Raw genomic sequence first — 13372 nt, 5'->3', positions numbered from 1 at the left:
TCACGAAATTCTCACCGCAGCTCACGTCTAGCGCGAACCATGCGATAAAGAACGTGCAAACGAAGAGACCCGCCTCTACTGTGATCCGATGGCATCGATCAAGAAGATTCAAGTCACCTTCGACTGTGAGGAGCCTGAGCGCGTAGCGGAATTCTGGTGCGAAGTATTAGGTTACGAGCGCAACGGATCGGGATGTATCGATCCCTCGGGTATAGGTCCGCGCCTGTACTTTCAGCGCGTTCCTGAAAACAAGGTTGTCAAGAATCGACTACATATCGACGTGCGAGTCGGTACGGGACTCGTGGGCGAAGAACGCGTGGCCGCGCTCGAATCCGAATGCGCACGATTGATCGCACTCGGTGCGGTACGTGTGCGACTACTGCGCGCCGATGGCTACAACGAGTCATGCCTCGTAATGCAAGATGTCGAAGGTAATGAGTTCTGTCTCGATTGAGTCACTGCTCACATCGCACCCGCACCAGTCGACGGGTGTCCCTGCCGCATAGCGACAAAGCTTGATACGGCTTACGAATGGACGCGGGCCAGAACACAGTCCATTCGGGTCTGTTACTGATCGCTTCAGAAGTTATCTACGCGGCCAATGCGGCAGTTGGTCCTGGCAAATAGACCACTTTGTCACGGACCATCGCCCACAACACATTCAACCGCCGCCGCGCGAGAACAAGGACGGCTTGGGTATGACGGCGCATCCGCGCCTGATCTCGCCGAAGTCATCGCGCGCACGGGCTGTGAGTTCCAGGCACGTGGTTGTCCCGAGGAGTGAACTCTGATCCCAGGCGTGGACGGACACCTCGACGTAGCACCCGCCCCATCTGCCGATGAACGCCAGGTAGCCGTCGTCCGGCACGATGAATTCGGCAGCCAACCGCTCACGTGCTTCTGCTTCGGGAATGGGCCGTCCCGACCATAGGCTGCGGCCGCGACGTCAATGCGTTCGATCTGAGAGTTGGAGAACTCCCGAAGCGACACCGATTGTCCTCCTCTCGGACTGAGGCAAGCCTCGTCTCTGGTACGAATCTCCGGACCGCAGTGTGGCCGGCGAGCAAATGCTTACCGGCCACACTACTTTCGACGGAAACTCAGACCAACGCGAAAGCAGCAAATGCTCCCAGTGCGATCAGTGCGGCGCCCGTGATGCTCTGCACCCGACGGTCTACGACGCACATGACCGAGAGGAAACCGGGCATCGAGCCACCGCGATTGGTGTGCACGATTGCCGCGAGGCTGGGCATGCAGCGGCCGAGGGAGACAACGGTGAACAGTGCAGCGCCGAGAGCCGGTGAGCCCGAGGCGATAACACCGAGTGCAAGGAGGTAGTACGCACTCGAGCGGATGAAGATCAGGAATCCGGGCCCGATGATAGCGCCGAAAATCAGTGAGACCTTCCACGGCGCCATGGTGCGCCGCAGATGGCGCGGAAGCTGTTGGCGCCGCATCGGAGTCGGCATCGTGAGAACACCCAACTCGTGCAGACCGTACGCAAGTGCCACAACAGCCCAGGCGCCCAACGCCCAGCCGATCGGAATGAAACCGGACACCGCCGCGCCGAGAGCGCCGATCAGGGCGCCGGTGACGGCACCTGTCGTGACGGAACCCAGTGCATGCCAACCGAGTCGGCGTACCGGAGTTGACGATCCCTTACGGTCAGCTTGCTTCGGAGCGGCAACAACTCCGGCAACCGACATTCCGCAGGTCGACCAGTTGGCGGCCAGTGAGGTGACCAGTCCGGCTCCGACAACCGCAGTGGTCAAAGCTGTTGTCGCAGAAGGTGCGGCCACGAGTGCAATGCCGGCACCCGCCGCAGCACCTGCGGCGATGAGGCTGGCGCGAGTAGCCGTGCCGACTGAGCCTTGAAGGGTCGGCCGAATGTCAGGGACATCGGTCTGGAGTGGGCCGTGTGAGAGAACGGTAGTCATCAGATCCTCCAAAATGTATGTAGTTCACGAAAAATGATGAGCCAGTAGTCACAACACTGTGATGACTCCGATCATGTACGGGTGCACGGAGCACGAGTACTCGTAGACGCCGGCGCTCTCGAACGTGTGCCGGAAGGTGCCATCTCCGGTGATGCCACTGTCGAACAGTCCGGGTGATTCCACATGATGCAGAAGTCCGCCGTCGTCGAAACGCCACTCGACGGTGCCGCCATGTTCAACGGTGAGGTCCATCGGACTGAACTGAACATTGCTGATCTCGACCACGACGTCGGGGGCGGGACCTTCTGTGCCGCACGCGGGAACACACGTTGCCGCGACGGCAAGGCTGAAGCCGGCGATCCACCTCCTCACTATTGAACGATCACGGTGCCGACCATCATCGGATGGGGCGTGCAGTGGTAGGTGAAGGTACCGGCGTCGTCGAACGTGAACGAGAAGGTTCCCTCGGTGAGCAACTCGCTCTTCAGTTTCCCTTCGAGCTCACCGTTACCGACCACGTCGTGGGGGAGTCCGCCGTCGTCGAACTTCCACTCGACGGTCTGGCCCTTCTCGATGGTGACCGACGCCGGTGTGTAGGCCATGTTCTTCACCTCGATCACGACGGCGGGTTCGTCCGACGCCGAACTGTCGCTGCTGCAGGCGGTGAGACTCAAAGCCGCACAAGCGGCGAGGAAAGCGGGAACGAGCTTCTTCATGAGAGGTCCTCTCGATTCTTCTTACTTGTCAGCGGACGTAACGCAGATTTGCCGTCATTCCGGCTTCGAAGTGGTAGGCATTGTGGCAGTGGAACATCCACTCGCCGGGGTTGTCGGCGTCGAACTCGATGGCGAGTTCGCTGCCTGGTAGCACGTTGACGGTGTCACGGCGAAGCCCGCCGTAATCCGGTACCGCAAAGGTGTGGCCGTGAGTGTGCATGGGATGCCACATGGTGGACGTGTTCTTCATCGTGATCCGAACGCGTTCACCCTGTTTCATCACGAGTTTGCCCGCATCGGCACCGGCCATACCCCACACGTAACGATCTCCGGCTTGGATCAACTCGATGTGGTAGTCGCGATCGGGTGACTTCGTCTCGAGGCGTGTGGATGCCGCGGGACGGAGAGCGCTTTCGAGCACCAAACGGCCACCCAACTCCGAGATCACACCACCCACATCCGGATTCGAGAGTGCCAACGCGTCGGTGCTGCGCAGGACGGTCGACGCGTATCCGTCGCGGCCCTCGACCTTGGCGACCACCGGCCATGTTCCCGACTTGACCGTCACGAGTACGTCGTAGCGCTGAGCCATTCCGACGATGATGGCGTCGGCGGGAGTCGGCTCCACGTCGAAGCCATCGGTGGCTACGATCGTCATCTCATGCCCGGCCACGGCAAACCGGTACGGAGTTTCGGCCGCCGCGTTGATGATTCGTAGTCGCAGAGTCGAACCGGGCGCAGCGGTCACCACAGCTGGATCGTTGGGCGGTCGCCCGTTGATCAAGTGCAATGGATACGCGATGTGTTGTGTCATGCCGCCCAAAGGCTCGGACGAACCATGGCCGGCGCTCACCAACTGCTGCGCAACTGCCATGTCACCTTCGGTGTGCTCAACGGGTGTTGATGCGGCTCCGCCGTGGCCGCCGTGGCCGCCGGCAATTGCCGGATTGAGTGCCATCAGTATGGAATCCGGTGTGGTACCCAATCCGTCGATCCAGTCGTCGAGTACCAGAACGGCATCGGCGTCGGCCCCACTGGAGTCGTTCGGGTCCTCGACGATCATGGCGCCGAAGAGTCCGCGGTCTGCCTGTAGTCCGCTGTGCGAGTGGTACCAGTACGTTCCCGGATCCGGGGCGACGAAGTTGTAGTCGAAGGTCGAAGCCGCCGCGATGGGAGCCTGCGTGGTGGGTGCCGCGCCGTCCATGTCGTTGCGGATTCGAATTCCGTGCCAGTGCAGCGTGGTTTCGGCATCGAGGTTGTTCTGGACGGAGACGTTCACCCGGTCACCGGATTTCAGCCGAAGTTCCGGAGCGACAGCAGCGCCACCGTACGTCCATGTGTCCACGAGGCGTCCGCCGAGATCAACCGTCGAGAATCCGGCTGCCAAGGCAAACGCGGCGGTGGTTCCGTTCCAGGCTCGTGCCGACTCTGCAGCAGCAACTTCGGGGTCGGTGGGCATGATGAAGTCGAGATCGGTCAGCGGCGTCGGAGTTGCTGCAGTGGAACTGCATCCGGCGATCGTTCCCACGGCGCCGAGCCCGATTGCCCCGGCGCCGAGTGCTCCCAGACTCAGGAAGCGGCGCCGGCCCATCACTACACCGGATCCGGGACGACTCATCGAAGTACTTCTGGTGTGATCAACCCGGTGACATCACCGACATTGCCCGAGATATCCACGGAACTGACCTGCTCACCGGTGGTTGCGTTGTAGCCCACGATCTTCTGCGGAGCGGAGCCTTCTACCTCCGGTCCGGTGCCGAGCACGTAGTACGTTGCACCGTCAACTGAGAAGGCGGTGCTTCCGATATCGGTGAGGCCGAGGTCGGCCAGAGAAAGACTCTTGATCGGGGCGAACGTAGCCGCGTCGAAGAGATCGATCTTCACGATCGAACCACCGCGAGCGGAGTCCGGGTGAATTGCGCTGTCGGTGTATTCGATTGCCAGACGCGTTGCATCCGCATTGATGAGGTTCTCGGAGAAGCGTCCGGAATCCTGGCCCGCATTTCCGATGGGCTTGACGGCTTCCTTGGGTAGTCCGTTCGAGAAGTCGAAGACGAAGACGTCACCGTTCTCGCTGACCAACAACGCTTTCTGTGCGTCGGCCGCCCACGTCACCTTGCGAGTGGAGACGAAGTCGTCGGGCAAGACCTTGGATCGGGCGGTCTCGGTGGGGACTCCGTCGTCGCTGATTGTGACCTGAAGCAGCTCGCGGGTGTCCTCGCACACGCTGTAAAGCTCGTGTCCGACCATCCAGGTGAACGGTCCACATCCGACGATCTGGAGGGCGCCGGTCGCCTCCTGCTTCTCCAAGTCGACAACACGGATGCCGTACAAGCCGTCGTCCCAAGTGACAAAGAACTTGCCGTCGGAGGTGACGGCATTGGAGCCGGCACGCGAATGCACGCGTGCGACATCCGGCAGCATGACCTCGGCCGGCTCCAGCAGGTTGCCGGAGTAGGTGCTGACCGTGAAATCGGCTGCCCCACGCGAACCTCGGGGACGCCACACTTCGGCGGCGAGCACCGCTGGGTCATCGTCGGAGTCCCCGACAAATCCGTGGATGACGGGATCCCAGATGCCGGGTCCGACTGTGATACGGCTCTCGGCCACACCGGTTTTCGGATCGATGACGTTGACGCTGAGCTCGAGCTGACCGAATCCACCTTCGACGCCGAGGAGTCGGTCAGCGGCAATCGGAACGATCGACCCGACGTGCAGGGGTTCGGGAATGGTGTCACCGATTTCCTGATCGTCGTGACCGAGCGAAATGCCCTCACCCGGAGCGGTGAACGGGACGGTGGGATAGGTGACATCACCTGCGCTGGACGGTTCGTCGTTGTCGGACGAACTGCAACCGGCCAGTGCGAGCACAACGGTGAGAGGCAGTATTGCGACGGCGGGACGGGCGAGCTTTCGGATTCGTGAACTGCTCATGATCCGGCACCGACCTTGGGGCGTGCAGCCGGACGGGTCTGGCAGTCCTCACCGATGATGGGAGCCATGGTGCAGGTGTACGCCTGCGATTCGTCGGAGACACACCAGATGATTTCCTGGTCGTAGCTGCCGGAAACCGGGTTGTACATCACTGCCTGCATGTCCGGCTCGCCGCAGAAGGCGTTGGAACACGAAGGCGCACCGCAGCAGTCGTAGTACGCGATCAGATAGGTCTTTCCGGTATCGGGATTGGTGCAGCAGCCAACCCAGAACTCGGCGCCTGGCTTACTGCCGGGCGCGCACGTGGTGACACCGCCGCCGTTGCAGGCAGCGCAGGATGTGCCGTCCATGTTGCACCAGCGCCAGTATTCACATTCCGCGGGATCCTTGCCGTCGTACACGGGAACAAGCGGTTCCGGGCCCGGTGCCGGAGCGGGAGGCGCGGCTTCTTGAGCAAACGCGGTACGAGTGACGGGCAAGGTGCTGATCAGCGCTACGCCGGATACTCCCATGGTCCACTTGCCGATTCGGCTGATCATCGACCGCCGCGAGACGCGTTCGGAGAGCTTGCGGCCGGTGCGGCTGGTCAGTGAACCACCTTGGCCTGCCATCCATTCGGCCTGCGCTTGAACGGTTGCCTCGTCTACCGGATATCGGTTCTCTGTCATGTTGTGCTGTGGAAACGCATTGTCGTCCAACAAATTTCTCCTGATTCGTGAAGAGGAACGAGCAGAACTCAGGGTGATCAGGCCGCGCTGCCCGACTTAGCCTGCGCATGAAGGTGCTGGAGTGAGGGGGTGCCGGACTCGAGTGCGTTGAGCAGGCTCTCGACCTGAGCCATGTGGTTGCACAGGCCCTTGCCGCGAATCTTGCCGTGCTCGTCGAGAATCACGCCGTACGGAGTGGTGCCCACCTGGTAGGCGATGCCGACGTCACGAGCGTCGATGTAGCTGAGCTCGGAACCGATGCCGCTGCCGGCCAAGAACTCTCGGTGTTCCTCGGGGGTTCCGTCGGAGATGATGACAACGTCGAGGTCGGATTCGGCTCGGGCCATTGCCCGCACGCCGGGAAGCAGGCTCTTGCAGGTCGAGCAACTCGGTGCTGTGAACAGCAGGAGCTGAGCCTTGTCTCGATGACCACCAACTCCGACGGTTCGACCTTCCTGGTCGATCAAACCGGCAAACGACGGCCCAACCTGTTCGACCTTGGGACCGGTATCCATCATTCGGGCACCGAGTGGTCCGAGACGCACCTGCACACGGCCGATTTCACGGGCGAGAGCGAGAACCATCAAGAACAGTACGGCCACGGCGATCACGAGAATCACGGTCGCTACGAGTAGAAAAGTAGTCATCGTCGAAGTCCTGCCTTTGCGCAGTCGGTGAATAGGGAGAAGGTCAAACGCCGTACCGAGACGTGGCGCCGGCGGCACGCAGTCGGACGGAAGCACTCGAGAGGTAGTCGTCGACGGGGCGCTTGCCGAAATGAACGACGGATCGGATCTGTGCGATGGCGACGCCGGCCAGCACCAGGAGGAGTGCGAGGGTGGCAGCTGTTGCTTGCGCGCCCGCGCCCGCGGCGCTGCCGATTGCCAGGATGGAGAGTGACGCAGCGGCAAGGATTCCGGCACGTACCGCGTGGAACCATCCGATACGCGGGATCTCGCCGATGCCGAATGCGAAGCAACCACAGTCGAGGTCGCGTCGTCCGCGAGCAAGGTTGACGACAAGGCCGACAAAGAACGACGCGAACATGAGTGCGGCAACCCCGGCCGCCCACTGCCGGGCGATGCCGGTCACGAGAAGTGCGCCCGCCACGGTCTCGGCGATGGGAAGTGCCCGGGCAACCGGTCCTTCGAGCCCGCTCGGAAGGACTTTGTATCCACGTACCGAACGCAGAACACCGTCGTAGTCCGTCAGCTTGGGGATGCCGGCGAGCAGTAGGACAAACCCGATGATCGCCGATACGGCAGCGATGGTGAAGTCCATGATTCCTCCCTTTCAGGTCGGCAAGCGCTGGTGTGTGGGACACATCCTGTACTGGTGATGCGGCGAACATGCTTCGGTGTCGATACGTCCGGGGGATACGCAACTGGGAATGCGCACCGCCGGTGAGAATCGATATTTGTGCAGGTCAGTAGGTTTCTTCGGCACGGGATCGACATGGTTCGGAGCTGTGGCAGGGCCAGCGGGCGAGACCTCGAGCGCGCGGATTCCCACTTGGATCGTCACTGCGCGCCACGGTGGAAACTGCCCGGAAACAAATGCGGACTAACTTGACCGAAATCGGTGAATCGGATATCGGACGGACGGTGAGACATGGCCGTGACGGCGGCGTTGCGCGCGGCACTCGCGCGGGCACAGAGTGCGGATCAGGACGGCGAGCCGGTGTACTCGCCGTTGCGCGGTCTGGGTCGGCGGCGGCTGACGCCGATCGATCTTCTCGGACAGTCGTTGTCGACCATCGCACCGGCTACGGGAATGGTGTTCATCGCATTGTGGATGATCACGTACAGCCCTGGGTACGCAGGTTTGGCCGCCATCGCCGCGACAACGTCGGCAGTTTTTCTGGTTGCGCTCTGCATCACGCATTTCACCCGCAGGCTGGCGGCGGCTGGTTCGCTCTACAGCTTTGTCTTCCAAGGTACCGGAACCCGAAGTGCGCTTTTAGTCGGAGCCGCGTTGGTCGTCGGGTATCTCGGTATCTCGATATCGGTGTTGGCCCAGGCGGTTCCCAGTCTGCTGGATACGATTTCGCTCATCGGCACCGATGTAGGCGGGCCGTTTTCGACGGTAGTCGTGACTGTACTGATCGCCCTCATCGTTGCGTGGATCGCGGTGCGTGGAGTTCGGTTTGCGACCCGCGCGATTCTGGTGATCGAAAGCTGTTCGTTGATCTTGATCATCGCGGTGATGCTGGCAACCCGTACCGATACGACAACCACCGTGTCATTGCCGAATCAGTCTTTGAGCGTGGTGCCTTTTCTGGCGATGTTGACTGTTCTGAGTATGGCCGGATTCGAGAGTGCAGCATTCTTCGGTCCAGAGGCCAAGCGCCCGTTGATCACCGTCACACGCACAGTGCTGATTTCGCCGATCATCTGCGGGCTACTATTCGTCTTTGCCGCGTGGGCGGCGATGACGGGGCATGGCGCAACCATCGTCGGGGCGTACTTCCAGGGGACGGCATCCGGTGCCAGCGCCGGGGTGGTTCTGGCCGTCAAGGTCGGTATGACGTGCTCGTGGCTGGCATGCACTCTCGGCTGCGCGCAAGCGGGTTCGCGGTTGTTGTACTCCATGGGCGTCGAACGGGTGCTGCCGTCATCGCTCGCCCGGATGCACCGTCGATTCCGAACCCCTTACATTGCGGTCCTCGCGTTTGTCTCCGTCAGCACAGTCGGCGTTCTTCTGTTCTCCGATGCGGTGAGAGATGATTCGGGTTCTTTCGACGGAGTGGTGGAAATTGCCCTCGTGTGCGCGTACACGTTGGTGGCCTTTGCGTCCTGGAAGTTCTTGAACCGAATCGGCGAGCACACAGCGGTGACGCGTGTGTGCACGTTGTCGGTCAGCGTCGCCGGGGCCGGTTTGCTTGTGTACATCATTCTCGACGGTGCCGTCCACGGAATCTGGGCGCTACCGTGTGCCGCTGGAGCGCTTGCCGCATCCGGAGTGATCTGGAGTGCAATTCTCCGGCGGGTGCGGCCTGAGAGTCTCACGGCGGTAGGAGCTTTCGACAGCCTTGAAACTGCGGACCTCCTGCCTGGGGCCGGAACACTCCTTATCGGCGACGACGGTCGACGACGCCTGGTGCCGGATCGTTCTGCCGCGGACCGCGACCTACCGGAGTGGGGCGAGTGAGCGCCGACCGCGCCACCACCGGCACCAGAGTCGGCAAACAGACCAGCGAAGAATCGCACTTCAGCGGGCAGCAACCCAAAGCGGTTCAGAAAGCGCTCGGGATGCTCGAGGCGGTTGCGCATCTAGGACCGGGAACAACCGCGAAGGAGATCGCCACTTTCGCGGGAGTTCCATCGGCCACGGCGTATCGGATGCTGAATCTGTTGGTGGCAGAGGGTTTTCTCGTGCGGGTACCTGACCTGTCCGGCTTTGCGTTGGGGCGTCGGACGGCTGAGTTGTCGCATGCCGCAACAACGAGTGGCCCGGCGCCGTCGCTGCACGAACAAGTCGAAGACATGCGTACCCACACGAGATACGGATTGCATGTTGCGTCGTTCAACGCCGGGCGACTCCGATTCATCGACAAGGACCCTGATCACGAGATCATCGGGATAACCACGCTTTCGAAGAACATCCATGCAAATGCGCTGGGCAAACTTCTGTTGGCCTACGACGAGCGGCTCGTTGTCGATTTGGAACTACGTCGACTCACCGAATTCACGATCGATGATCGTGCCATGCTGGCCGAGCAGTTGCGTTCGGTTCGATTGCAGGGGTTCGCGTTCGAGAATCAGGAATCCCGGCTCGGGCGGTCGGCGTTAGCGGTGCCCATTCGCGATCATGCCGACCTGGTCGCCGGCGGATTGTGTATCCAGGGTTCGTGCGAACGTGTCACTGTGGAGGATCGAGAGTTGGTGGGCTTTCTCCTCGATTGCGCGCGGCGTCTGACCGGGCTGATCTGAGATGTCAGCGTAGACGGGTGGGTAGTCCCGCGGTCATCAAGACAACCGACTCGGACGCATCGGCGATCCGGGCGTTCAGTAGGCCGAGCAGGTCCCGAAAGAGACGACCGGACTTGGTTTCCGGAACAACTCCACTGCCGACTTCGTTGGTGACTGCAATGATCGGGACGGGGCAGGACTTCCAGGCCGCTAGCAACTGATCGATGTCTTCGCGAACCGCAGCGGTGTTGCCGTCCAGCCAGGCATCGTGGCGATTCATCCGTGCGGTCAGCCAGGTACCCAGGCAGTCGAGCAGGATGGGGTCGCTTGCGCCGGAGAGTATTTCGATTACATCGACGGTTTCGAGCGTTGCCCAGGTTGCCGGCCGCCGCGCGCGATGTGACGCTACCCTTTCCGTCCAGTCGGGATCGTCGTCATGCGGATCTCCGGTGGCGATGTATGTGACGTGCCGGTATCCGGACAGTAATGCTTCGGCGTAGGTGGACTTGCCCGCCCGGGCGCCACCGGTAACCAGAGTTCGGCCACGCGCGCGGGAGCCGATGCGCAGCACTGTGCCGTCGAGAACGGTTCGTGCGCCGCACTGTTCTAGTGCTGTCGAGAGTTCGTGTGCGAGCGGGTTGTGGTGGCCGAGGTGGACGGCCACGATGTCGGTTCTGTCTGTGACCGCGCCGATTTCGCGCAGTGTGGCGACCGTCCGGGCGAAGCTGGGCAGATCGTGGTGCCCGGTGCCATGATCGGTCTTGAATCCGAAGGTTTCCTCGAGGAATAGGGCGTCGAACGAGGCGTTTGCGAGCTCGGCGATTGTCGACGGTGCGAGGGGCCCGGTGTCGGTGGCCCAGAAGATGCGGGCGCCGGCTTGGTCGGTGATGTCGTAGAGCAGGGTCGGAACTTCGTGTGTTGCTTCGAGAGCACGAACGTCATAGGTACCCAGTGTGATCGATTGGCCGGCGACAAGCGGTGTGAAGGTGACCGGGTCGTGTGGCCCCACCCAGTCGCGGCAGAGATCAAGGGCGTCAGGAGGTCCGAGTACCTGCAGTGGTTCGGTGCGATCGGCCCATGACCGGAAGAGCAGCGCCATCGGGCCGAGATGATCGGGATGCGAGTGAGTGAGCAGGATGTGTTCGACTCCGGCAAGGGTGCGGCCGGATCGCGAAGCGGCGCGTGGTACTTCGGGGCCGCAGTCGAGCAGGATTCGATTGTCCAGCAGGGCCGCTGTGTGCCCTCGAACCGTGCCGCTTGCCAGTGCGGCGGTGCAGGATGTGCACTCGCAGAAGGGGTTGGGCCAACCGTCGGCGGCGCCGGTACCCAGCATCAGCAGTTCCATCAGCGGCCGTCCTTCTCGCGGATCGGTACCACGACGGGTCCGCTCGGTCGATCGAGAACCTCGACGCGGGCGCCGTAGATCTCGCCGAGGAGGTCGGAACGTAGAACGTCGGCCGGTGGTCCGTCTGCCACCACGCGGCCCCGATCGAGCAAGACGATGCGCGATCCGTACTGCCCCGCGAGAGTGAGATCGTGCATCGCGGCAATCACGGTGATGTTGTCCGACAAGCGCATTGCCTCCACAAGATCGAGGACCTGCTGCTGGTGTCCGATGTCGAGGGCGCTGGTGGGCTCGTCGAGGAGCAGCACTTTCGGTTCCTGCGCGAGCGCTCGGGCCAGCACTACTCGCTGCAATTCACCGCCGGACAGTTCGGTAGCCCGGCGATCGGCAAATTCAGTGAGGTCCAGGCGCTGAATGACGTTGTTGATCACCATGCGATCGGCGGCGGTCTCCGTGCCGAAGCGTCGCAGATACGGAGTTCGGCCGAGCGCGACAAGTTCGGTGACCGTTGCGCCTTCCGGCACTACTGGCCGTTGTGGCATCAGCGCGACAACTTGAGACATGGCTTTGCGACCGGCATCTCGAGGGTTACGGCCGGAGACGGTGAGTTGGCCGGCAGACGGAATCAACCCGGCGAGCGCATGCATCAGCGTGGTTTTCCCGGCGCCGTTCGGTCCCACGACGGCAACCCATTCACCCTCTGCAACGTCGAGTCCGATGCCGTCGACAACGTTGTTGCCGCCCAGGACAACCCGAAGGTCCTGGCAGTGAACGGCAAACTCGGTCATGCCGACACCCGACTGCGGCGTAGGACGAGCAGGAAGAACGGGGCGCCGATCATGGCTGTCACAACGCCGATGGGAAGTTCGGCGGGGGACATCAATGATCGGGCGGCAACGTCGGTGAGGACGAGGAACGCTGCGCCCAGCATCAGCGACAGCGGGAGAAGCAGTCGGTGCGAAGGTCCTGCGACCAGTCGAACGGCATGGGGAACAACAATTCCCACAAAGCCGATGAGGCCGCTGGCACTGACCACTGCTGCTGTTCCGAGAGTTGCCGCAAGAACCAGGACGAGTCGAGAGCGGGCGGGATCCACACCGAGACTGGCTGCCTCCACGTCGCCAACTGCCATGACGTCGAGTACTCGACGGTGAATCAGGATGACTGCCGAGGCCACAATCACGTACGGCAGCACAACAAGAACTTCCGACCAACCGTCCGTCGACAGACCGCCGAGCAACCACGAATAGACCTCGCGCAGTGAATCGTCGAACCGTTGCTGCACAAAAGTTTGCGCGGCATTGGTGAACGCGGCCACCGCAACGCCGGCCAGAATGATGACGACCGCGTTCTGGGCGCCGCCGATACTGCGGCCCAGAGCGTACGTGATGAACACGGCTAGAACGCCACCGACAAAGGCAGCCATGGGGATTCCGAACATTCCCACAGCCCCGCCGGAGACGATAGCCAACGTTGCGCCAAGTCCGGCACCACTGGACACTCCCAGAAGATACGGATCGGCCAACGGATTTCGGAACACACCCTGATATGCGGCTCCCGCAACGGCCAGCATCGCGCCCACCAAGGCACCCAGGACTACGCGGGGAAGTCGGATCTGCCAGAGAATTGCCTGCTGTTGAACGGTCAGCCCGGAATCGATATCGACGCCCGGAATCCCGTCGAGCAGTTCGAGAATGACCCGATCAGGGGTAAGGCCTGCCGGTCCCACCAGAACGCCGATCAACAGTGACACGCATAAAATGAGTGCGGCACCGACCAGCGCGGTGGTTCGATGGTTCGCGAGACCGGCTTTGTGCATCAG

Annotated in this window: 15 protein-coding genes; 3 read left to right on the top strand and 12 right to left on the bottom strand. The window is 62.0% G+C overall.

From position 1 onward, the window contains the following. The first annotated feature begins 88 nt into the window (after positions 1 to 88). Positions 89 to 454, top strand: a complete 366-nt coding sequence (locus tag CJ178_RS18080; RefSeq protein ID WP_033233540.1) for a VOC family protein — start codon at positions 89 to 91, stop codon at positions 452 to 454. 207 nt (positions 455 to 661) lie between these two features. Here the strand turns inward: CJ178_RS18080 and CJ178_RS32815 are convergent, their stop codons facing one another. From CJ178_RS32815 to CJ178_RS18035, 9 genes are all read right to left on the bottom strand, one after another. After that, the gene (locus tag CJ178_RS32815) at positions 662 to 886 is read right to left on the bottom strand and encodes a hypothetical protein (protein WP_095887292.1); all 225 of its coding nucleotides are present in this window, start codon (positions 884 to 886) and stop codon (positions 662 to 664) included. Positions 887 to 1100: 214 nt separating this feature from the next. Continuing rightward, entirely contained in the window at positions 1101 to 1937 is an 837-nt protein-coding gene (locus tag CJ178_RS18070; protein WP_095887291.1) for a methylamine utilization protein, read from the bottom strand. Between the two features lie 48 nt (positions 1938 to 1985). After that, positions 1986 to 2309 (bottom strand): cupredoxin domain-containing protein, encoded by a 324-nt coding sequence (locus tag CJ178_RS18065; protein ID WP_095887290.1) that lies wholly within the window; start codon positions 2307 to 2309, stop codon positions 1986 to 1988. Beyond that, on the bottom strand, positions 2309 to 2653 hold the full coding sequence (locus tag CJ178_RS18060; protein WP_045065322.1) for a cupredoxin domain-containing protein: 345 nt from the start codon (positions 2651 to 2653) through the stop codon (positions 2309 to 2311). The genes CJ178_RS18065 and CJ178_RS18060 overlap by 1 nt, the downstream gene beginning before the upstream one ends. 28 nt (positions 2654 to 2681) lie before the next feature. Continuing rightward, a complete protein-coding gene (locus tag CJ178_RS18055; protein ID WP_095887289.1) occupies positions 2682 to 4271 on the bottom strand; it encodes a multicopper oxidase family protein in 1590 nt (529 codons plus the stop codon). After that, the gene (locus CJ178_RS18050) at positions 4268 to 5587 is read right to left on the bottom strand and encodes a hypothetical protein (RefSeq protein WP_095887288.1); all 1320 of its coding nucleotides are present in this window, start codon (positions 5585 to 5587) and stop codon (positions 4268 to 4270) included. The genes CJ178_RS18055 and CJ178_RS18050 overlap by 4 nt, the downstream gene beginning before the upstream one ends. Then, positions 5584 to 6255 (bottom strand): methylamine dehydrogenase light chain, encoded by a 672-nt coding sequence (locus tag CJ178_RS18045; protein WP_033233846.1) that lies wholly within the window; start codon positions 6253 to 6255, stop codon positions 5584 to 5586. Before CJ178_RS18045 ends, CJ178_RS18050 begins: the two co-directional genes overlap by 4 nt. Before the next feature lie 77 nt (positions 6256 to 6332). Then, the gene (locus CJ178_RS18040; RefSeq protein ID WP_045065315.1) at positions 6333 to 6941 is read right to left on the bottom strand and encodes a redoxin domain-containing protein; all 609 of its coding nucleotides are present in this window, start codon (positions 6939 to 6941) and stop codon (positions 6333 to 6335) included. Between the two features lie 43 nt (positions 6942 to 6984). Next, positions 6985 to 7575 carry a MauE/DoxX family redox-associated membrane protein gene (locus tag CJ178_RS18035; protein ID WP_045065313.1) on the bottom strand — a complete coding sequence of 197 codons (591 nt, stop codon included), beginning with the start codon at positions 7573 to 7575 and terminating at the stop codon, positions 6985 to 6987. Positions 7576 to 7905: 330 nt separating this feature from the next. Here CJ178_RS18035 and CJ178_RS18030 point away from each other — a divergent pair, with 330 nt between their 5' ends. Next, entirely contained in the window at positions 7906 to 9444 is a 1539-nt protein-coding gene (locus CJ178_RS18030; RefSeq protein ID WP_095887287.1) for an APC family permease, read from the top strand. Beyond that, complete coding sequence (locus tag CJ178_RS18025; RefSeq protein WP_095887286.1) at positions 9441 to 10226, top strand: IclR family transcriptional regulator; 786 nt, start codon at positions 9441 to 9443, stop codon at positions 10224 to 10226. The genes CJ178_RS18030 and CJ178_RS18025 overlap by 4 nt, the downstream gene beginning before the upstream one ends. 4 nt (positions 10227 to 10230) lie before the next feature. Here CJ178_RS18025 and cobU read toward each other — a convergent pair whose 3' ends face one another. From cobU to CJ178_RS18010, 3 genes are read right to left on the bottom strand one after another with little or no spacing between them, the layout of a single operon-like run. Beyond that, the gene (cobU, locus tag CJ178_RS18020) at positions 10231 to 11550 is read right to left on the bottom strand and encodes a bifunctional adenosylcobinamide kinase/adenosylcobinamide-phosphate guanylyltransferase (protein WP_095887285.1); all 1320 of its coding nucleotides are present in this window, start codon (positions 11548 to 11550) and stop codon (positions 10231 to 10233) included. Next, on the bottom strand, positions 11550 to 12338 hold the full coding sequence (locus tag CJ178_RS18015; RefSeq protein WP_045065303.1) for an ABC transporter ATP-binding protein: 789 nt from the start codon (positions 12336 to 12338) through the stop codon (positions 11550 to 11552). Before CJ178_RS18015 ends, cobU begins: the two co-directional genes overlap by 1 nt. After that, the gene (locus CJ178_RS18010; RefSeq protein ID WP_045065301.1) at positions 12335 to 13369 is read right to left on the bottom strand and encodes a FecCD family ABC transporter permease; all 1035 of its coding nucleotides are present in this window, start codon (positions 13367 to 13369) and stop codon (positions 12335 to 12337) included. The genes CJ178_RS18015 and CJ178_RS18010 overlap by 4 nt, the downstream gene beginning before the upstream one ends. Positions 13370 to 13372: the final 3 nt, after the last annotated feature.

The organism is Rhodococcus sp. ACPA4 (assembly GCF_002300185.1).
Lineage (GTDB): Bacteria > Actinomycetota > Actinomycetes > Mycobacteriales > Mycobacteriaceae > Rhodococcus_F > Rhodococcus_F globerula.
Note: the sequence above shows the minus strand (reverse complement) of the source record. Positions and strands in the feature narration are given on the sequence as shown.

Coding starts and splice junctions, on each gene's coding strand:
- CJ178_RS18045 (WP_033233846.1), bottom strand. CDS start 6,255: ATGACAGAGAACCGATATCCGGTAGACGAGGCAACCGTTCAAGCGCAG.
- CJ178_RS18050 (WP_095887288.1), bottom strand. CDS start 5,587: ATGAGCAGTTCACGAATCCGAAAGCTCGCCCGTCCCGCCGTCGCAATA.
- CJ178_RS18015 (WP_045065303.1), bottom strand. CDS start 12,338: ATGACCGAGTTTGCCGTTCACTGCCAGGACCTTCGGGTTGTCCTGGGC.
- cobU (WP_095887285.1), bottom strand. CDS start 11,550: ATGGAACTGCTGATGCTGGGTACCGGCGCCGCCGACGGTTGGCCCAAC.
- CJ178_RS18040 (WP_045065315.1), bottom strand. CDS start 6,941: ATGACTACTTTTCTACTCGTAGCGACCGTGATTCTCGTGATCGCCGTG.
- CJ178_RS18060 (WP_045065322.1), bottom strand. CDS start 2,653: ATGAAGAAGCTCGTTCCCGCTTTCCTCGCCGCTTGTGCGGCTTTGAGT.
- CJ178_RS18055 (WP_095887289.1), bottom strand. CDS start 4,271: ATGAGTCGTCCCGGATCCGGTGTAGTGATGGGCCGGCGCCGCTTCCTG.
- CJ178_RS18010 (WP_045065301.1), bottom strand. CDS start 13,369: ATGCACAAAGCCGGTCTCGCGAACCATCGAACCACCGCGCTGGTCGGT.
- CJ178_RS18035 (WP_045065313.1), bottom strand. CDS start 7,575: ATGGACTTCACCATCGCTGCCGTATCGGCGATCATCGGGTTTGTCCTA.
- CJ178_RS18070 (WP_095887291.1), bottom strand. CDS start 1,937: ATGACTACCGTTCTCTCACACGGCCCACTCCAGACCGATGTCCCTGAC.
- CJ178_RS18080 (WP_033233540.1), top strand. CDS start 89: ATGGCATCGATCAAGAAGATTCAAGTCACCTTCGACTGTGAGGAGCCT.
- CJ178_RS18030 (WP_095887287.1), top strand. CDS start 7,906: ATGGCCGTGACGGCGGCGTTGCGCGCGGCACTCGCGCGGGCACAGAGT.